Source organism: Pseudonocardia sp. ICBG1142 (genome assembly GCF_020496255.1).
In the GTDB taxonomy this organism is placed as follows: Bacteria; Actinomycetota; Actinomycetes; order Mycobacteriales; family Pseudonocardiaceae; genus Pseudonocardia.
The window spans coordinates 287,249-304,878 of sequence record NZ_JAHLJC010000005.1 but is presented as its reverse complement, the minus strand read 5'-3'; the positions used below and the strand labels follow the sequence as shown (position 1 = coordinate 304,878).

At 70.3% G+C, this 17,630-nt stretch carries 22 protein-coding genes; 10 read left to right on the top strand and 12 right to left on the bottom strand.

Annotated features, from left to right (window positions below):
• Positions 1 to 3 precede the first annotated feature (3 nt).
• On the bottom strand, positions 4 to 603 hold the full coding sequence (locus KPL59_RS06660) for a dTDP-4-dehydrorhamnose 3,5-epimerase family protein (protein WP_226351991.1): 600 nt from the start codon (positions 601 to 603) through the stop codon (positions 4 to 6).
• Entirely contained in the window at positions 600 to 1,562 is a 963-nt protein-coding gene (rfbB, locus tag KPL59_RS06655; protein ID WP_075310749.1) for a dTDP-glucose 4,6-dehydratase, read from the bottom strand. Before rfbB ends, KPL59_RS06660 begins: the two co-directional genes overlap by 4 nt.
• A gap of 73 nt (positions 1,563 to 1,635) precedes the next feature.
• Between rfbB and rfbD the strand changes: the two genes are divergently transcribed.
• The 3 genes from rfbD to KPL59_RS06640 all read left to right on the top strand — a co-directional run bounded on the left by rfbD (position 1,636) and on the right by KPL59_RS06640 (position 5,227).
• Positions 1,636 to 2,481: a dTDP-4-dehydrorhamnose reductase gene (gene rfbD / locus KPL59_RS06650; protein WP_226360249.1), complete on the top strand. Its 846-nt coding sequence runs from the start codon at positions 1,636 to 1,638 to the stop codon at positions 2,479 to 2,481.
• On the top strand, positions 2,478 to 3,365 hold the full coding sequence (gene rfbA / locus KPL59_RS06645) for a glucose-1-phosphate thymidylyltransferase RfbA (protein ID WP_226351989.1): 888 nt from the start codon (positions 2,478 to 2,480) through the stop codon (positions 3,363 to 3,365). Before rfbD ends, rfbA begins: the two co-directional genes overlap by 4 nt.
• Positions 3,366 to 3,736: 371 nt before the next feature.
• Positions 3,737 to 5,227: a sugar transferase gene (locus KPL59_RS06640; protein ID WP_226360248.1), complete on the top strand. Its 1,491-nt coding sequence runs from the start codon at positions 3,737 to 3,739 to the stop codon at positions 5,225 to 5,227.
• Between the two features lie 22 nt (positions 5,228 to 5,249).
• Here KPL59_RS06640 and KPL59_RS06635 read toward each other — a convergent pair whose 3' ends face one another.
• The 5 genes from KPL59_RS06635 to KPL59_RS06615 all read right to left on the bottom strand — a co-directional run bounded on the left by KPL59_RS06635 (position 5,250) and on the right by KPL59_RS06615 (position 8,655).
• On the bottom strand, positions 5,250 to 5,726 hold the full coding sequence (locus KPL59_RS06635) for a hypothetical protein (RefSeq protein WP_226360247.1): 477 nt from the start codon (positions 5,724 to 5,726) through the stop codon (positions 5,250 to 5,252).
• Positions 5,727 to 5,808: 82 nt separating this feature from the next.
• A complete protein-coding gene (locus KPL59_RS06630; RefSeq protein WP_226351986.1) occupies positions 5,809 to 7,092 on the bottom strand; it encodes an NAD(P)H-dependent oxidoreductase in 1,284 nt (427 codons plus the stop codon).
• Entirely contained in the window at positions 7,092 to 7,664 is a 573-nt protein-coding gene (gene rfbC / locus KPL59_RS06625) for a dTDP-4-dehydrorhamnose 3,5-epimerase (RefSeq protein ID WP_020628444.1), read from the bottom strand. Before rfbC ends, KPL59_RS06630 begins: the two co-directional genes overlap by 1 nt.
• A gap of 58 nt (positions 7,665 to 7,722) precedes the next feature.
• Positions 7,723 to 7,920, bottom strand: coding sequence for a hypothetical protein (locus tag KPL59_RS06620; protein ID WP_226360246.1), 198 nt, complete (start codon positions 7,918 to 7,920; stop codon positions 7,723 to 7,725).
• Between the two features lie 165 nt (positions 7,921 to 8,085).
• Positions 8,086 to 8,655: a DUF4232 domain-containing protein gene (locus KPL59_RS06615; protein WP_226351985.1), complete on the bottom strand. Its 570-nt coding sequence runs from the start codon at positions 8,653 to 8,655 to the stop codon at positions 8,086 to 8,088.
• Between the two features lie 125 nt (positions 8,656 to 8,780).
• Here KPL59_RS06615 and KPL59_RS06610 point away from each other — a divergent pair, with 125 nt between their 5' ends.
• Both KPL59_RS06610 and KPL59_RS06605 read left to right on the top strand, forming a co-directional pair.
• Positions 8,781 to 9,227, top strand: coding sequence for an acyltransferase family protein (locus KPL59_RS06610; RefSeq protein WP_226360245.1), 447 nt, complete (start codon positions 8,781 to 8,783; stop codon positions 9,225 to 9,227).
• A 139-nt stretch (positions 9,228 to 9,366) separates the two neighbouring features.
• Complete coding sequence (locus tag KPL59_RS06605) at positions 9,367 to 9,705, top strand: acyltransferase family protein (protein WP_226360244.1); 339 nt, start codon at positions 9,367 to 9,369, stop codon at positions 9,703 to 9,705.
• Positions 9,706 to 9,727: 22 nt separating this feature from the next.
• On the opposite strand, the gene KPL59_RS06600 is transcribed toward KPL59_RS06605, so the two are convergent.
• Positions 9,728 to 11,053, bottom strand: coding sequence for an HNH endonuclease signature motif containing protein (locus KPL59_RS06600; protein WP_226360243.1), 1,326 nt, complete (start codon positions 11,051 to 11,053; stop codon positions 9,728 to 9,730).
• 264 nt (positions 11,054 to 11,317) lie between these two features.
• Positions 11,318 to 11,749 (bottom strand): glycosyltransferase, encoded by a 432-nt coding sequence (locus tag KPL59_RS06595; protein ID WP_255676640.1) that lies wholly within the window; start codon positions 11,747 to 11,749, stop codon positions 11,318 to 11,320.
• A 140-nt stretch (positions 11,750 to 11,889) separates the two neighbouring features.
• On the opposite strand from KPL59_RS06595, the gene KPL59_RS06590 reads away from it, so the two are divergent.
• Positions 11,890 to 12,654 (top strand): transposase, encoded by a 765-nt coding sequence (locus tag KPL59_RS06590; protein ID WP_226359944.1) that lies wholly within the window; start codon positions 11,890 to 11,892, stop codon positions 12,652 to 12,654.
• On the opposite strand, the gene KPL59_RS06585 is transcribed toward KPL59_RS06590, so the two are convergent.
• A complete protein-coding gene (locus tag KPL59_RS06585; protein ID WP_226360241.1) occupies positions 12,647 to 13,060 on the bottom strand; it encodes a hypothetical protein in 414 nt (137 codons plus the stop codon). The genes KPL59_RS06590 and KPL59_RS06585 overlap by 8 nt on opposite strands.
• Before the next feature lie 208 nt (positions 13,061 to 13,268).
• Here KPL59_RS06585 and KPL59_RS06580 point away from each other — a divergent pair, with 208 nt between their 5' ends.
• From KPL59_RS06580 to KPL59_RS06565, 4 genes are all read left to right on the top strand, one after another.
• Positions 13,269 to 14,492: an ISAs1 family transposase gene (locus KPL59_RS06580; RefSeq protein ID WP_226351754.1), complete on the top strand. Its 1,224-nt coding sequence runs from the start codon at positions 13,269 to 13,271 to the stop codon at positions 14,490 to 14,492.
• A gap of 657 nt (positions 14,493 to 15,149) precedes the next feature.
• Complete coding sequence (locus KPL59_RS06575) at positions 15,150 to 15,329, top strand: hypothetical protein (RefSeq protein ID WP_226359489.1); 180 nt, start codon at positions 15,150 to 15,152, stop codon at positions 15,327 to 15,329.
• 49 nt (positions 15,330 to 15,378) lie between these two features.
• Entirely contained in the window at positions 15,379 to 15,597 is a 219-nt protein-coding gene (locus tag KPL59_RS36775; RefSeq protein ID WP_308187836.1) for a sugar transferase, read from the top strand.
• A gap of 333 nt (positions 15,598 to 15,930) precedes the next feature.
• Positions 15,931 to 16,728 (top strand): glucose-1-phosphate cytidylyltransferase, encoded by a 798-nt coding sequence (locus KPL59_RS06565; protein ID WP_226359488.1) that lies wholly within the window; start codon positions 15,931 to 15,933, stop codon positions 16,726 to 16,728.
• A gap of 7 nt (positions 16,729 to 16,735) precedes the next feature.
• Here the strand turns inward: KPL59_RS06565 and KPL59_RS06560 are convergent, their stop codons facing one another.
• Positions 16,736 to 16,984 carry a helix-turn-helix transcriptional regulator gene (locus KPL59_RS06560; RefSeq protein WP_075310724.1) on the bottom strand — a complete coding sequence of 83 codons (249 nt, stop codon included), beginning with the start codon at positions 16,982 to 16,984 and terminating at the stop codon, positions 16,736 to 16,738.
• Positions 16,985 to 16,986: 2 nt separating this feature from the next.
• Complete coding sequence (locus tag KPL59_RS06555; RefSeq protein ID WP_226360240.1) at positions 16,987 to 17,595, bottom strand: hypothetical protein; 609 nt, start codon at positions 17,593 to 17,595, stop codon at positions 16,987 to 16,989.
• Positions 17,596 to 17,630: the final 35 nt, after the last annotated feature.

The following is a 17,630-nucleotide window of genomic DNA, read 5'->3' as shown; positions in this document are numbered from 1 at the left end:
CGGCTACCCGCGCAGCTGCGCCAGGCGGGCGCGGCAGTCCTCCCAGGTGGGCAGGGCACCCGCGGCGAGTGCCTCCTCCAGGGTGGGCGCGGCGCGGTCCTTCTCCGACAGCACCGGCTCAACCCCCTCGAGCCAGGGCAGCGCGAGCGCCGGGTCCAGCGGGCTGATCCCGTGCTCGGCCGCCGGTGCGTACGACGTCGAGCACAGGTACCCGACGACGGTGGTCTCGGCGAGCGCCTGGAAGGCGTGCCCGAGCCCCTCGGACAGGTAGAGCGTCCGCGGGGAGGCGGCGTCGAGCTCGACGGCCTCGAACCGCCCGAACGTCGGCGACCCGACGCGCAGGTCCACGACGACGTCGCGGACGGCACCGGCGGCCACGTAGAGGTACTTGGCCTGGCCGGGCGGCACGTCGGCATAGTGCACGCCGCGGACGACCCCGCGCGTCGACACCGACTGGTTGGTCTGGGCGACGGTCAGGTCGAACCCGAGCGCGTCGCGGAACGCCGGGCCCTGGAAGGGCGCGGTGAACGAGCCGCGGTGGTCGGCGAACGTGGTCGCCTCGAACAGCCAGGCCCCGTCGATCGACAGCGGTGTGGCCTTCATGCCCACCAGCTCCGGTGGTCGCGGTACCAGGCCACCGTCGCGGCCAGGCCCTCGTCGAAGGGCACCCGAGGGGCGTAGCCGAGCTCGTCGCGGATCTTCGACCAGTCCACCGCGTACCGGCGGTCGTGTCCCTTGCGGTCGGCCACCCGTTCGATGCGGTCCTCCCCCACACCGACGGCCGCGAGCAGCGCACGGGTCAGGTCCAGGTTGGTCAGCTCGGTCCCGCCGCCGATGTTGTAGACCTCTCCGGCGCGGCCCGCCGTGGCGGCCAGGGCGATGCCGCGACAGTGGTCGGAGACGTGCAGCCAGTCGCGGATGTTGAGGCCGTCGCCGTAGAGCGGCACGGTGCCGCCGTCGAGCAGCCGTGTGGTGAACAGCGGGATCACCTTCTCCGGGAACTGGTACGGCCCGTAGTTGTTCGAGCAGCGGGTGATCACCACGTCGAGGCCGTGCGTGCGGTGGTAGCTGCGTGCCAGCAGGTCGCTGCCCGCCTTCGCGGCGCTGTAGGGCGAGTTCGGCTCCAGCGGGTGGGTCTCGGGCCAGGAGCCCGACTCGATCGAGCCGTACACCTCGTCGGTGGAGACGTGCAGGAACCGGCCGACGCCCGCATCCAGTGCCGCCTGCAGCAGCACCTGGGTGCCGAGGACGTTGGTCGTCACGAAGTCCGCCGCACCGGTGATGGAGCGGTCGACGTGGGTCTCGGCGGCGAAGTGCACGAGCAGGTCGGCGCCGCCGTCGAGCACCTCCGCGACGCGGCGCGGGTCACGGATGTCGCCCCGCTCGACCGTGAGCCGCGGGTCGTCGGCGACGGGGGCGAGGTTCTCGATCCGGCCGGCGTAGGTGAACGCGTCGAGCACCCGGACCTCGGCCCCGGCCAGCTCGGGATGCTCCCCGCCCAGCACCTCCCGGACGAAACAGGACCCGATGAACCCGGCCCCCCCGGTCACCACGATGCGCACGTGCCCTCCCCGCTCACTGTCCGCCCCCACCAGCGTGTCAGAGTCGGTCGCGACGATATCCGGAGGTGGGCGAGTGCGCGCGTGTGTGCTGGGGGCGAACGGGCAGCTCGGGCGGGCGCTGGTCGCCACCCGGCCCGATGCGGTGGCACTCGACCGTGCGGCGCTGGACATCGGCGACGCCGACGCCGTCGCCGCGCACGACTTCACCGGCGTCGACGTGGTGTTCAACGCGGCCGCCTACACCGCCGCCGACCGCGCCGAGACCGAGCCGGCCGGCGCGTGGCGGGCCAACGCGGCGGGCCCCGCGCACCTCGCCGCGGCGGCCCGGCAGCACGGCTTCCTGCTGGTCCACGTCTCCACCGAGTACGTCTTCGACGGCACCGCGCCCGGCCCGGTGCCGGAGGACACCCCGCTGTCCCCGCTCGGGGTGTACGGCGCGTCGAAGGCCGCCGGGGAGCTGGCGGTGCGGGCGGCGCTGCCGGATCGGCACGTGATCGTGCGCACCAGCTGGGTCGTCGGCGACGGCGGCAACTTCGTCGCGACCATGGCGCGGCTGGCCCGCGACGGGGTCCGCCCCGCCGTCGTCGACGACCAGGTGGGGCGGCCGACGTTCGCGCCCGACCTGGCCACGGCGCTGCTCGTGCTGGCCGGGTCCGGGCGGCACGGCACGTTCCACGCGACCGGCGACGGCGAGCCGGTCAGCTGGTACCAGCTGGCCCGGGAGGTGTTCGCCCGCTGCGGCCGCGACCCCGGCGACGTCCGCCCGGTGTCGAGCAGCGAGTACGCCGCGGACAAGCCGCACCTGGCCCCCCGCCCGGCGAACTCGGTGCTCGACCTGTCCCGCGCGACCCGGGCCGGTGTCGCGATGCCCGCCTGGCGCGACGGGCTGGACCAGGTCCTCGCCCGGGCCACGCGGTGAAGGGCATCGTGCTGGCCGGCGGCACCGGGAGCCGGCTGTTCCCGCTGACCGCGGCGGTGTCCAAGCAGCTGCTGCCGGTCTACGACAAGCCGATGATCTACCACCCGCTGACCACGCTGATGCTGGCCGGGATCCGGGACATCCTGCTCATCTCCACCCCGCACGACCTGCCCGGCTTCCGGCGTCTGCTCGGCGACGGCAGCCGGCTCGGCCTACGGATCACCTACGCCGCCCAGGAGCACCCCAACGGCCTGGCCGAGGCATTCGTCATCGGCGCCGACCACGTCCGCGGCGGGCCGTCGGCGCTGGTGCTCGGCGACAACATCTTCCACGGCGCCGGGTTCGGCGACCTGCTGCGCCGCCGCGCCGCCGAGGTCACCTCCGGCGACACCGGCTGCGTGCTGTTCGGCTACCCCGTCCGCGACCCGCAGCGCTACGGCGTCGGCGAGGCCGCCCCCGACGGCACCCTGCTCTCGATCGAGGAGAAGCCCGAGCACCCCCGCTCGGACCGCGCGATCACCGGCCTCTACTTCTACGACGACCGCGTCGTCGACATCGCCGCGCGCATCACCCCGTCGGCCCGCGGCGAGCTCGAGATCACCGACGTCAACCGCGCCTACCTCGAACAGGGCCGCGCCCGCCTGCAGGACCTCGGACGCGGCTTCGCCTGGCTCGACACCGGCACCCACGAATCGCTGATGGAGGCCGGCCAGTACGTCCGCGTCCTGGAGAACCGCCAGGGCATCCGGATCGCCTGCGTCGAGGAGGTCGCCCTGCGGATGGGCTTCATCGACGCCGACGCCTGCCACGCCCTCGGGGCACGGCAGGCGGGCTCGGGCTACGGCGAGTACGTCATGGCCGTCGCGGATCAGTTCAGGTCGTAGATCCGTTACTTTCCGTAATCAACTGGCTGCATTGGCCACGTCGGCGCGACACACTCTCTCATAACACTGTGCGTTCTCCTTGAAAGAGCAAGCAGAGCAAAGGAGTGATGCACGCCCCACGTTCGCCGATGTAACGTACGGAACGTGCGTGACGAGCGTGCAGGTCGTACGGCAAGTTCCCAAGGACACCTCCGAACGGACTAATACCGTGCCCGCAGCTCGGCCCGTCTCTGCGATTGGTGGTTACTCATCGTGACAACGCCGGCACCACCCTCCGCTACGCTCCGTCGCACGAACACGCGGTCCGCGGTGTGGTTCTCGTTGTCGCAGAGCACCTTCCGAAGGGCCGGCCGGCCATGAGCTCCGGATCGATGCAGACCCGTCGACCCGGGAGCGCCACGCCCCGCACCCGCCACCGGCTCGTGGACCGGCGGCCGGTCCGGGCCGCGGGCCCCGCCGGACGGGCCGGGTCCGGGGCGCGGGCCGACTCCTCTGCCGCGCCGGCGCCGGTGCGCAGGCTGTCCGCGCGGGTCAGCCTGGTCCGGACAGCGCTGGTGCTGACCGACGTGGTGGCCGTCGGGATCGCCGTACTCGTGGTCGCGCCGACCGGCGGCAACGGAGTCGTCGCCGCGTCCGTGCTGCTGCTGGGGGTGCGCTCGGCGGCCCGCCTGCACCGTTCCCGGCTGCGGCTGTCCTGGTTCGACGACCTGCCCCGTGAGCTGGCCGCCCTCGTCGTGACGATGGGCCTCCTGCTGGCCGGGGCGATGGCCGTGCAGCAGAGGCTGGACACCCGCATCGACGTCGCCGGACCGGTCCGGGTCGTGCTGCTGGCCACCCTGCTCGCCCTGGTCCTGCGCGCCGTGGCGCTGTCCGCCGCCCGGCTGCTCCGGGTCCGATGGGCCGTCGGCGAGCCCACGCTGATCGTCGGCACCGGGTCGCGGGCGGTGGAGCTCGACGAGACCATGCGGGCGCACCCCGAGTACGGCCTGCGCCCGCTCGGTCACGTCCTGTCCGAGGACCTCGACCTCCTGGTGGAGCGCGAGCGGGCGGCGCTGGCGGCCCGGATCCGGGCCGCCACCGAGCAGCACCGGGTGCGCGTCGTCGTGTTCGCCTGTCACACCGTCGACGACGCGGCCGTCCTCGACGCGGCGATCGAGGCCCGTCGCGACGGACTCGACGTCCTGCTCCTCCCCTGGCTCTCGGAGCTGGTGCACGACCACTCCGGCGTCGAACGGCTGCGCAGCATCCCGCTGCTCCGGCTGCCCGCGGACCCCATGAACCGGCTCTCCTGGCGGCTCAAGCGCCTCGCCGACATCGTGGTGTCCGCATCGGGGCTGGTGCTGACCTCGCCACTGCTGCTGGCGGTCGCGGTCGCGGTGCTCGTCGAGAGCGGGCGGCCGGTCATCTTCCGCCAGGAACGCATCGGGCTGGGCAACAAGCCCTTCACCGTCCTCAAGTTCCGCAGCATGCGGCCGGTCGACGAGCGCGAGCAGCAGACACAGTGGTCCATCGCGAGCGACTCCCGGGTCGGCCCGGTCGGCAGGTTCATCCGCCGCACCTCGTTCGACGAGCTGCCCCAGCTCTGGAACATCCTGCGCGGCGACATGAGCCTGGTCGGTCCGCGTCCGGAGCGGCCGTCGTTCGTGGAGCGCTTCGCCACCGAGCACGAGCGCTACACCGCCCGCCACCGCGTCCCGGTCGGACTCACCGGGCTCGCCCAGATCTCCGGGCTGCGCGGTGACACCTCGATCGCCGACCGGGTCCGGCACGACAACTACTACATCGCGAACTGGTCTCTGTGGCTCGACGCCCAGATCGTCGTGCGCACCGTGCGGGAGCTGGTCCGACGCGGCCAACACTGAGCGGTGGCCGGGAACCGGCGGCTCAGAGCGGCAGGTACCCCGAGAGCACGACGGCCATGGCGACCGCGGCGGTGAGCACGACCAGGACCGCGGCGACCCTCGTCCGGCGGCGCGTGGTCGTGGGACCCGGCGACGTGGCGGACCCCGGGTCCGGCCACACCGGCTCGCCCGTCCGGCGGGCGGCCGGCCACGGGGCGACGCCGTCGTGCTCCCGGCGCGCGGCCGCGGTCAGCGCCGCCGCCCGGTCGGCCGTGGCGGGGTCGACTCCCCCGTCCCCGGCCAGCGCGGCGAGCAGCGCGCGGGTCGCGGCCTCGTCGTCGGGCAGGATCCGCCCGCGGACGATGCCGCGGACCCGCGCCACCGGGGTCCGCAGCCTGCGCGCGATGTCGCGCTCGGACCGGCAGCCGTTCCGGTCGTGGACGGCGTCGAGCAGGTCCAGGAGCTCGCGGTGCGGGCCGTGCTCGGGCCAGGACGTCCGGTCGAAGCGGCGCAACGGCACCCGTCGCCTCCTCACGCAGGATGATCGTTCGATCACCTGTCGCATTCGGGCGGGCCGGCGTTACGCAAAACTGATGAGTCGCTCAGGCGAAGAGCTTCTCCTGCTCCTCGCGCAGCACGTCGACGAGCCGGCCCGGGGGCAGGGTCACGTCGTCGTAGGTGAGCACGGCGTCCTTGGCGACGTCGCGGGTGAGCGTGCACCCCTCCGCCACACCCATCGGGAGCAGCCGCTCCGACCGCGTGACCGGGGAGGCCTCGGCGACGCCGTAGGTGTCGTAGCCGCCCAGCCCGTCGAGGGTGTGCCCGGCCCGCAGGTCCTGCTTGGCGGTGGCGACGACGTCGACCCGCTGCCCGGCGGGCGGGCTCAGCGCGGCGTCGGCGAAGTCCACGGCCCGCACGATCGTGTTCGGGACCTCGAAGTGGCACAGGTGGTAGGGCGTGTAGAAGCTGTACAGCGGGCCCTCGCCGAGCTTGTACAGGTTCAGGTAGTGGCGCTGCTTCGGGTCGTCGTGGGTGCCGAGCACGTAGATGCCGGGGCCCGGCTTGGCGCCGACCACGTAGTCCACGACCCCGCCGAGCTCGCGCAGCTCGTCGACGTCGTAGGCCTGCGTCAGCTCGTCGACGTGCCCGGCGTGGTCGCGCCCGTACATCCCGCGCTTCCCGACGGTGAAGCCGAACGCGTTGGCCACGATCGCCTGCTCGAACGACACCTTGGTGCCGTCGGCGAAGCTGGTGACCATGTAGGGGTCCTGTCCCCACTTCTCGGCGAACGCCTGCTGCGTGGTGGGGGTGCGGTACTCGTCCTGCAGGCCCTTGATGTTGCCGGCGACGAGCGGGGTGACCCCGATGCCCTTCACGAAGCGCAGCAGGTTGGCCTGGACGCCGGGCTGGTCGCCGTCGGCGCCGGTGAGGACGACCCCGGCAGCGCGGGCGCGGTGCGCGAGCAGCGGGCCGACGGTGCCGTCGAGCTCGGCGTTCATCGTGACGACGGGCAGCCCGCGCTCGATCGCGGCGACGGTGACCCGCGCGCCGAACTCCACCGCGCCGGTGACGTCGACGAGCACGTCGATGTTCTCCGCCGCGAGCAGCGCGAACGCGTCCCCCAGCACCGCCGGGACGCCCTTCGCGATCATCGCCTCGACCTGCGCGGTGCTCGACACCTCGACCGGCTCCAGCCCGGCCTCGGTGTAGGCACGCACCCCGGTTGCGACGGTGCGGTTGGCGATCGCGACGACGTCCATCCCGGGGGTGGAGTTCACGATCTGGTTGACCAGGCCGCGGCCCATGAACCCGGCACCGACCAGGCCGACCCGGATCGGTCGGTTCTCGGCGGCGCGCTTCGCGAGCGCGGTGTCGAGGATCAGCATCAGCGGCCCGCCGCCCCGGTGGCGACCGACGGGAAGTCGGCGTTGTCGGCCAGCAGGGGCCAGTTCGCGTCCTTGTCCGAGACGTGGTCGACCGAGTGCGGCCACGCGACGTCGAGCGCCGGGTCGTTCCAGCGCAGGCCGCGCTCCGCACCGGGGGTGTAGGGCGTCGAGACCTGGTAGATCGTCGTCGCGTCCGGGGTGAGGGTGAGGTAGGCGTGCGCGAAGTTCCGCGGCACGTACATCGCCCGGTAGTTGTCCTGGGACAGCTCGGCGCCGAACCACTGCAGATAGGTGTCGGAATCGGGGCGCAGGTCCACGATCACGTCGTAGATCGCGCCGCGGACGCAGCGGATGACCTTGACCTCGGCGTTGGGCTCCAGCTGGTAGTGGAAGCCGCGCAGGGTGCCCGCCTCGTGGTTGTACGAGAGGTTGCACTGGGTGATCGTCGGGTCGAGCCCGGCGTCGGTGAACTCCTGCTCGCAGAAGGAACGCGCGAAGAAGCCACGGTCGTCCTCGAGTCGCCTCAGGTCGATGAGAGCCGATCCGGGGAGCGGGGTCGGATGGATGTCCATGCCCCCTCTTGTACGTCACGACCGTGGCTTCGTTAACCGCAGGGTGGCGACGCCCCGGTCACACCGACCCGGGCGCCACCGGGTGGATGTAGGTGCCGGGGCGGGTCGCACCGTCCTGGCGGAGCACCGGACCCTGGTCCCACCTCAGCGTCGTCGACGTGGTCTCGTCCGGCGCGGTCACGACGATCTCGGTCGGCGTCCAGCTGTCCCCGGGCAGCCAGGTGATGACGGTGTGCGCGGTGCCGCCCGGCTTCACGACGAGCGTGGTCGGCTCCTCCGCCGCGCGCGGGCGAGTGGCTAGGCCACGAGTCGCCTCAGGTCGATGAGAGCCGATCCGGGGAGCGGGGTCGGATGGATGTCCATGCCCCCTCTTGTACGTCACGACCGTGGCTTCGTTAACCGCAGGGTGGCGACGCCCCGGTCACACCGACCCGGGCGCCACCGGGTGGATGTAGGTGCCGGGGCGGGTCGCACCGTCCTGGCGGAGCACCGGACCCTGGTCCCACCTCAGCGTCGTCGACGTGGTCTCGTCCGGCGCGGTCACGACGATCTCGGTCGGCGTCCAGCTGTCCCCGGGCAGCCAGGTGATGACGGTGTGCGCGGTGCCGCCCGGCTTCACGACGAGCGTGGTCGGCTCCTCCGCCGCGCGCGGCAGCGAGTAGGACGGCCCCCACTGCGGGTCGTCCGGTCCGCGCAGGTCGACGCCGCCGAAGCCGGTCATGGTGCAGGGCGCGGCCGAGGTGTTGCGCCAGACGATGGTCGTGTCCTTCTGGTCGTTGCCGAGGGTGGTGCCGACCGACGCCTCGAGGCTCTGGCTGGTGCAGCGGGCGACCTGACCGGCTTCCCCGGTGGGCTGCTGCGCCGCAGTCGTGGGCGGGGACGACAGCGCCGCCGGCGCCTGGTTCGCCGGCTCGGCCGCGCCGCCGCACCCGGCGACGAGCAGGCCGGCCGACAGCAGTCCGATCAGCAGTGGTGCGCGGTGAGTGGTCATGCGCGACACCGTTCTCCGGTTCGTCCGATCACGCTGGGCCGCGGCGGCAGAACCACCCGGCCGTGACGACGACCTGTGACCCGCGTCGCCGGTAACGATCACCGGCTGCCGCCGAGGCCATTCCCGTGATCGCTGCTCCGTCCCGTGTGCCGGCCCTCGACGGCCTGCGCGGCGTCGCCTCCCTGGTCGTCGTGGTGAACCACTGCCTGATGACCGACCCGACGCTGGCCGCGGTGGCGGCCGGAACGGGCCGCGCGGCGCCGGGAACGCTCGCCTGGTCGCTGGCCTACACCCCACTGCACCTGGTGTGGGCGGGCACCGAGGCGGTGCTGCTGTTCTTCGGCTTCGTGCTCACCGGATCGGCGACCCGGGACGGGTTCGGGTGGGGCTCCTACTACGCACAGCGGCTGCCCCGCCTGTACCTGCCGGTGTGGGCGGCGCTGCTGGTCGCGGCGGGCTCGGCCGCCGTGGTCGCACGTGGTGTGCCGACCGGCGGGACCTGCCGGGCGCGCTGCGCGACGCGGTGCTGCTGGGCGGCACCGGTTTCCTGGACAACCCGCTGTGGTCGCTGACCTGGGAGGTGTGGTTCTCCCTGGCCCTGCCGGCGTACGTGCTGCTGGGTGTGGCGAGCCGCCGGCGGCCGTGGTTGGTGGTCCCGTCGGCGGCCGGGCTGCTGGCGGCCATGATCGCCGGGTCGGTGTTCGACGCCTGGTGTCCGGGGCCCGGGCACTGCAGATCGTGGGTGCGCTGCTGCTGGTGGTCGCGGCGCTGTGCCGACCTCCGGTGCTCCGCGTCCTGGAGCGGCCGTGGGTGCAGTGGCTGGGCAGCCGGTCGTTCAGCCTGTACCTGATCCACGACGCCGTGGTGATCTCGACGGTGCTGTTGTTCGGCGGCCGGCCGCCGGTGTGGCTGACGGTGCTGGTCGCCGTGCCGGTCGCGTTGGTCGTGGCAGAGGTGTTCTTCCGGGTCGCGGAGCGCCCGGCGCACCGGCTGGCCCGCAGGATCGGTCGTCGTGTCGAGGGAGCGGCGCAGGTCCGGCCGGTGGCCTGACCCGGCACACCGGCCCGGGCGATCACGACACCGGCCCGCGGCCGGCACCGGCGCCGACGAGATCCTCGATCGGCACGGGTGGGTCGTCGCCGTGCGCGTAATGATCGTCGCCGCCGAGCAGGTCGGGACGGTGCAGGAGGTTGCGGCGCGGGCCGCCCGGTATCCAGGGCGGCGGGTGGAACACCGGGAATCCGCTGGTGACCACCACCAACCAGTCCCCCGTGTGGATCATGCGGTGGTGGTGCGCGCACAGCAGCACCAGATTGTCCAGGTCGGTGGCTCCGCCCGAGGCCCAGTGCACGACGTGGTGGGCCACGCACCACTGCGGTGGGGCCTCGCAGCCGGGGAAGGCGCACCCGCCGTCGCGTTGGGCCAGGGCCCGGCGCTGCGCCCGGGTCGCGAGCCGGTGTTCGCGCCCGACCGCCAACGGCTCCCCCGTGCCCGCGAGCACGACCGGCACCACCTTCGCGTCGCAGGCCAGCCGCAGCGCGTCCTGCGCGAGGACCGGCGCGGCCAGTCCGCCCGCACCGAACCCGAGCAGCGCCGTCCCGGTGGCCGTGGTCAGGGTCTCCAGCGGCACGGTCACGGTGAGCGCGACCGGCTGCCCGTTCTCGATCCCGAATCCGTCGGTCGCGAGCATGCGGCGGGCCAGTTCGGCCAGCCCGTCGCCCATGCGCTCGGCCGTCGATCGCTCGTCGCGCCCCGCTCCGGCCGGCCCGTCGGCAGGGGCCGGAGCGGACAGCGGCGACAGGGCGGTACGCAGCAGCGCCGCGGACTCGATGTCCAGCCAGCCCCGCGCCTCGAACCCCGCACCCTGCGGGCGCAGCGTGAGCCGGTTGCGCGACGGCGTGGGCTCCTGGGGACGGGGCCCGTCCGGGTCGAGCATCGCGATCGCGCGCCGGCCCAGCTTCTCCACCGCGTCGGGGTCCAGGCCGCGGGCGTGGTGGACCAGGTCGGCCTCCAGCGCAGGCCGATGTTCGTCGAGGTGCGGCGGGAGCGCAGCCAGCACCCGGACGATCACGCGGACGTGCTCGGGCGTCACCGCGCCCTCGGCGAACGCAGCGGCCAGTTCGGGGAGCTCGGCGTCGACCTGCTCGCCGGTGATCAGGAACAGCGGCGAGAGCTTCCGGGCGGCGTCGACGCGGGCGCGGGCGGTCAACAGCGACACGTTCTGCACCGTACGCAGCAGGTCCGCGGTGTGGCGGAAGCCCCGTGCCTCGGCCAGGCCCCGGGTCGCGACCTCCGCGACCAGCGCCACCAGGGCGTGGGACTCGCGGTTGATCCGCTCCTGGACGGCCGCGACCGCGAGGAGAAGCTCCTCGTCGCCGGTCTGCCAGGTTCCGTCCACGCACTCCACTATACTCGAACTACTGTTCGACTCATGGCGTCTGAGCTGGGCGGCAGCCGGGTGGAGACGAGCGGTCACTCCACCGCAAGCCAGGTCAGCGTAAGTCCCACCCGTACGCAGGTGGGCAACACGAGCGGAGCCTGCCAGCCGGGAGCTTCAGCCGTACGGAGTCGCGCCACGCTGGACCGGCCTCGACCAGCCCGTCTGCCAGGTTGGCAAAGCCTCACTGGAGAGAGTCGTCCAGGATCACGCATACTGAACGATTCAACGCCGCCCTTGCGCTAATGTCATGGCGAGGTGTCTGATTCTTGAAACGCTGACCTCCCAAGAGTGTTTGCTCTGCCACCACGAGGGTTCGATCGACATAGCAGGCTGATCGCAGACCTGACGCATTCCTCGACTAATATCTTGAACGTCATTCGGATTGACAAACACGGCATTATCTTGAAGTGTCTCACGGAACACAGGAATGTCGCTCACCACCGACTTCGTGCCGAAGAATGCCGCTTCGACCGGAGGCATCCCGAAGCCCTCATCGAACGACACGAAGACTAGCGCTCGAGTATTCTTGTACAACCACGTCAGCTCTGAGTCGCCGATATGCCCAGTAAACAGAATCTCATTCCGATCTATCCCTTCGCGTGCGGATTCAGACAACTGTGATTGACGCCCATCACGCTCGCCGACCACTACCAGCGGAAAATCCTTGCATACAAGGAGGCTTATTCAGGCCCCGTGAAATAACGATCTAGCCCGGCGTGTCGGGTTGGGCGACAGCCCGTCCATCGCGAAGATTGGTTTGCCGAATCAATCCGAGATGAACGGGCTGCCGCAGTATGTACTATACCACTGGTTTCCGGCGTGATGAAATTCAGGATCTTGTCGCTATAGTGTATGAGCAGGATCAGCGGGACGCGACGGAGGCACGTTTGTCTTGGCCGCCGGTTCTGGGGTTGTTCTGGTCGGTGGTGATCACGTTGGCGTATCTGCGCGGGAATCGTGTGCAGTGGGAGTTGGCGGAAACCTATGGGGTGTCGCAGTCGACGGTTAGTCGAGCGATCACGGGGGTGACACCGTTGCTGGCACAGGCGCTGCGGAGTGTCGTTCCGACGGCAGAGGAGCTTCGTGCCGATCGGCAGTACATCATCGATGGAACCTTGCTGCCCTGCTGGTCATGGGCCGCGGTGCCGGGTCTGTGGTCGGGCAAGCATCGCACCACCGGCGTCGTCGTCCAGGTCGCAGCCACCCTGGAAGGGCAGCTGTCGTGGATCTCCGACCCGACCCCAGGCTCCCGACACGACCTATATTGCCTCGACCAATCCGGCGCCCTCGACCACCTCGCCACATACCCCCCGATCGGCGATAAAGGATACATCGGGCGCGGCATGCTCACCCCGTTCAAAAAACCACCCGGCCGGGAACTTCTCGACTGGCAAAAAACATTCAACAAGAGCCTCAACCACACACGCGCCACCATCGAACGAGTCATCGCCCATATCAAAACGTGGAAAGTTCTCCACACAGACTACCGGCGGCCCTACGCCACATTTAAAACGACAATCTCGGCAGTCATCGGACTCATCTTCTACACACTTACCTGACGGAGCCTGAATAAGCCTCAAGCCCGCTCGCTCGAGCTGCGTCGATCGCCCGTCCAAGGTTCTTTCTCTTATTGAGGCGTCCAACAGCAAGAATGAAGCTATCGGCGACCAGGCCAAGCCGCGTCGCGACAGATTTCGTTGGCGTGATCTCGGTCAGTTCACTACTGAGGCCGAGACCGACCGCATCTACAGGCCGGGAGACATGCCTTGCAATCCGCTTGGCCTCAGATTCAGACGAGGTAACGATCGAGTCGGCGAATCGAGCGGTCAGATTCATCCCGCGAAAGTATGTACGCTCGACGAGGGAGAACCACTCCGGGTGCTCGAGGAACATCAAGTCGTGTACGTACGTCAGCTTTACGGCGGAACTCTTCAAGATCGGAGTGAAATTCTGACCGATGTACACGCACGGTTGAAAGTCTCTCAAAGCCGCCCGACTACCCAACGCCACACCCACGCCGTGGGGGTGCAGCCAGGGCCCCGGCAAAGTCGTGATGGGTGGGTCCTGAGCTGCGGTGATGTGGGGGGTGGGGGTGGGTGCGGACACAGGCTTGGCGTGATCATGAGGGTGTCGAATCCTTGCTCACGTCAGGAAGCCTGTGTCCGCAGTGTCAGTGTCTCCGATCGTTGCTGCTCTGGAAGGCCTGGAGGTCGGTCCTGACGCGGGGAGAGCCGCGCCGGTCGGTGAGGCGGCGGGGTTGTCGCTGGTGGAGGCCCTGTCGCGAGTGCCGGACCCGCGGAAACCACGCGGTGTCCGCCACGGTGTCCTCGCGGTGTTGCTACTGGGGGCGTGCGCGGTGTTGGCGGGGGCCCGGTCGTTCACCGCGATCGCCGAGTACGCCCATGACGTCGGCCGCGCCGTGCTGGACGTGCTCGGGGTGGGCGCGGTCGCTCCGCACGAGTCGACCATCCGCCGGGTCCTGCAACGGGTCGACGCCTCGGCGCTGGAGGCGGCGTTGCAGTCCTGGGTGTTGCCCCAGCTCAGCGCCCAGCCGGCGGCGGAGGGCACACCCCGGCGAGAACAGCGTCGCGTGCTGGCCTTGGACGGCAAGACCCTGCGCGGCGCCCGCGTCCGTGCCGCCGACGGCAGGGTCTGGCTCCCGCATCTGGTGTCGGTGCTCGACCAGACCAGCGGTGGCGTGCTCGGCCAGGTTCAGGTCGCAGAGAAGGGCAGCGAGATCACCGCGTTCACCGCGCTGCTCGACCCCCTCGACCTCGACGATGTACTGGTCACCGCGGACGCTCTGCACACCCAGCGAGCCCACGCCGACTACCTACACCGCCGCGGCGGGCACTACCTGATGACGATCAAAGCGAACCAGCCCACGCTGCTGGCACGGGTACGGGCGCTGCCCTGGACCCAGATCGGCGTCGCTGATCGTCAACGCGGGCGTGGGCACGGCCGCGTCGAGACCCGCACGATCAGCGTGGTCAGCCTGCACCCCTGTCCCGACCTGGGCGCAGAGTTCTTCCCCCACGCATCCCAGGCGATCAAGCTGGTGCGCCGGCGTCGCCCACTGCGGCCTGGCGGGAAGTGGAGAACCGAGACCGCCTACGCGATCACCAGCCTGACCAGCACCGACGCCGATCCAGGACTGCTCGCCCGCTGGATCCGTGGGCACTGGTCGATCGAGAATCGCCTGCACTGGGTCCGTGATGTCTGCTTCGACGAAGACCGCGCCACCGCCCACACCGGTCACGCCCCGCAGGTCATGTCGGCGTTGCGGAACCTCGCGATCACCGCGCTACGCCTGCACGGCGTCAGCAACATCGCCGCAGCACTCCGCCACCACGCCCGCGACCCCCATCGACCACTGACCACCTACAAGATCATCTAGCGACTTTGCCGGGGCCCTGGGGGTGCAGCCGGGTCCGGTAACAGGCACCTGGAAAGTCACTACCCTTGGCCAGCTCTTTGCGGTTGTTCTCGTAGAACAGCCCGGCCAACTCGTCCTGGGGATACTCAGCGCTCCACATGGTCACAATATCGCGAAGAACATGCCTGTTCGACGGCGGGCCCTCGAACCACCAGTAGCAGTCGAACATGACTCTCAAGCTTCTCTCCTAGCGGATAGGTGCAGCATCTCGCTCCTTCGGACGACAGGATCTACCAGGCTCGACGCATCACGAATTCTGCTCCGCACTGACTGTGTTGATCAAGCAAAGTCTGAGGTGGCGCTCAAGCACACAATCGATCATACTATTGACGTCTGTGCCAGCAGCCATACTGACATACGCACCGGCCGGACGATGGGCTGTGATCGCAGCAGCAGTCCTGTTTTAATTGTTCCGCGGTCGGGCATAACCGGCCTCGGTCTCACAGAGGGCGTATCAGGCTCGCTACTCGTGCCGCTCTCCCACGGCGTCGTGCACGGCACCTTCTCACCACTCACCGCGACCGCGCTGATCCCGCGATCGCAGCCGAGGGATCAGGACACCGGCTACGCCGCGTCGCCGTTCGTCGCTCCCCGACGCTGCTGGCAACACAGCACCACGTGCGGCTCCACTCTCGCAGCCGGTTCGACCGGGCGGACGACCTGCGGCTGTCCGGACTGGAGTCCGACGACGCACCGAACGGCCGCACCCGCCGGGCGCTCGACGTCACCAGGCCCGCCTGCAGCGTCGAACGCGAGAACGGTTCGTCAGCGTCGACCGTCCGCTACCCGCGTTGGTAGCCCGGTGCCACATGCGCGTCCTCGATCCACCCATGATCGACCGCTGAGTGTGACCGCACCGCCGGCCGCGCCTACACGGTCCTCAACGCCGTCGCCGCGCTGCTGCATCCTTCTGCTCGCCCCGGTCATGCTGGCCGTCGCGATCGCGGTGAAGCTCGACGGCGGCCCGGTGCTCTTCCGCCAGTCCCGCGTCGGCAAGCACGGCACCGAGTTCGGGATGCTGGCCCGCACCGCCGGTGCGGTCGCCCGCGCCGGGGGCGCCTACTGACCCCGTTCCCCCACCTCCTCCACGACGGCGGAGATCATGAGGTGCATGACCGGGGTCGGGTCACCGCGGTCGACCGTCCACCGACCTGCGCCGGCCGGATATGTTTCCGAACCGGAAGCACCGGGCCGAGGCGGCGTCGCTGCGGCGCCCCAGGTCGCAGCAACGCACCATCGCGCTGCGTAACACTAGAGTGACGATACGTGTCCGTTCCCGCACGGTGTGAGCCGGCGAACAGACACACGGCGCTAACAGTGCGGTAGTGGTGTTCGGTTCCCCTGTACGACAGGCGCCGCCGCCCACCACGCTCCCCACGAAGGAACGGATACTCAGCCCATGGATCCCGAGACTCCCGTCGTCATCCTCTGCGGAGGCAAGGGCACCCGCATCCGGGAGGCCTCCGAGAGCCTGCCGAAGGCGATGGTCGAGATCGGCGGACGGCCGATCGTCTGGCACATCATGAAGACCTACCGGGAGCACGGCTTCCGCCGGTTCGTCCTGTGCCTGGGCTACAAGAGCTGGGCGATCAAGGAGTACTTCCTCGACTACCGGGCCCGCTCCGCGGACTTCACCCTGTCCATGTCGGACCGGCACCGCATCGACTTCCACAACAGCGTCGACGAGGACTGGGAGATCACCTTCGCCGAGACCGGGCTGGAGGCCGCGACCGGCTCGCGCGTCCGGAAGATCGCGCAGTACGTCGACACCGAGAACTTCTTCCTCACCTACGGCGACGGCGTCGGTACCGTCGACATCACCGCCCTGGCCAAGGAGCACGAGGAGTCCGGGAAGATCGGCACCGTCACCGGGGTGCACCCGACCTCCAAGTTCGGCGAGATGAACGTCGAGGGCGACCGGGTCGTGGAGTTCAACGAGAAGCCCACCCAGGTCACCGGCTTCGTCTCCGGCGGCTTCTTCGCCTTCCGGCGCGAGTTCCTCGACAGCTACCTCGGCGAGCCCGGCGACGACGGCGTGTGGCTCGAGCACGAGCCGCTGCAGCGACTGGCCCGCGACGGACAGCTCAACGTGCACCGCCACGAGGACTTCTGGTCGGCGATGGACACCTTCAAGGACTACGAGTACCTCAACGACCTGTGGGCGCGCGGTGAGGCGCCCTGGAAGATCTGGGCCTGATCGGCCTTCACCGCGGGTCGGGGAGCGACGGCTCCCCGACCCGGTGGCTCATCAGATCTCCCGGCTGACAGCCCAGCACCGCACAGATCGCCGACAGCGTCGAGAACCGGATCGCGCGGGCCCGGCCGTTCTTGAGCACCGACAGGTTCGCGTGCGTGACACCGACCCGGCGTGCGAGCTCGGTGAGCGTCATCCCCCGCTGTGCCAGCAGCGCGTCGAGGTGGATCTCGATCGCCGCCCCGTCCTCCGCCGGCACCGCTACACCGTCCCGTCGAGCTCGCGCCGCATCCCGACGCCCTCGACGATGATCGAGCGCAGCAACAGGACCCCGACGCCGACGGCCACCGTCGACCACTCGAGCGCCGCGCCGAACGCCGGGCCCAGCTCACTGCCGACGGTCGCACCTGCCAGCACCTGGCTGCGCAGGTACGCGGTGGTCGTCGCCTCGACCAGGGCCCACACCGGCTGGCCCGCCAGCGCCCAGCCCAGCAGGCCCACCCGGTGCGGCAGGCCGTCGCAGAACAGGCCCCGCTCCCGCGCCAGGTCCAGTGCCCGCAGCGCGAGGCCGATGACCACCGCCCCGTAGAGAGTGGGCAGGAGCTGCGGCAGCTCGGCGAGCACCGAGCCGAGGCGCGGCGAGTCGTGGTCGGTCACCAGGGGCGTTCCCTCGACCATCCGCGCGGAGTCCGCCAGCGGCGGGTGGTCGTACCCCAGCTCGAACACGTACGACGTCGGCTCCCCGGCCAGCGACTGTCCGATCTTCCCGACCGCCGCCGCGGCGAGGACCGCCAGCCCGACCGCCAGCAGCACGAAGTAGAGCCTCGCGACCAGCCTGACGGCGCTGAGCACCCACGAATCCACTGTCATGACATCCCCCCAGATGCATCGTTCCTCGATACATC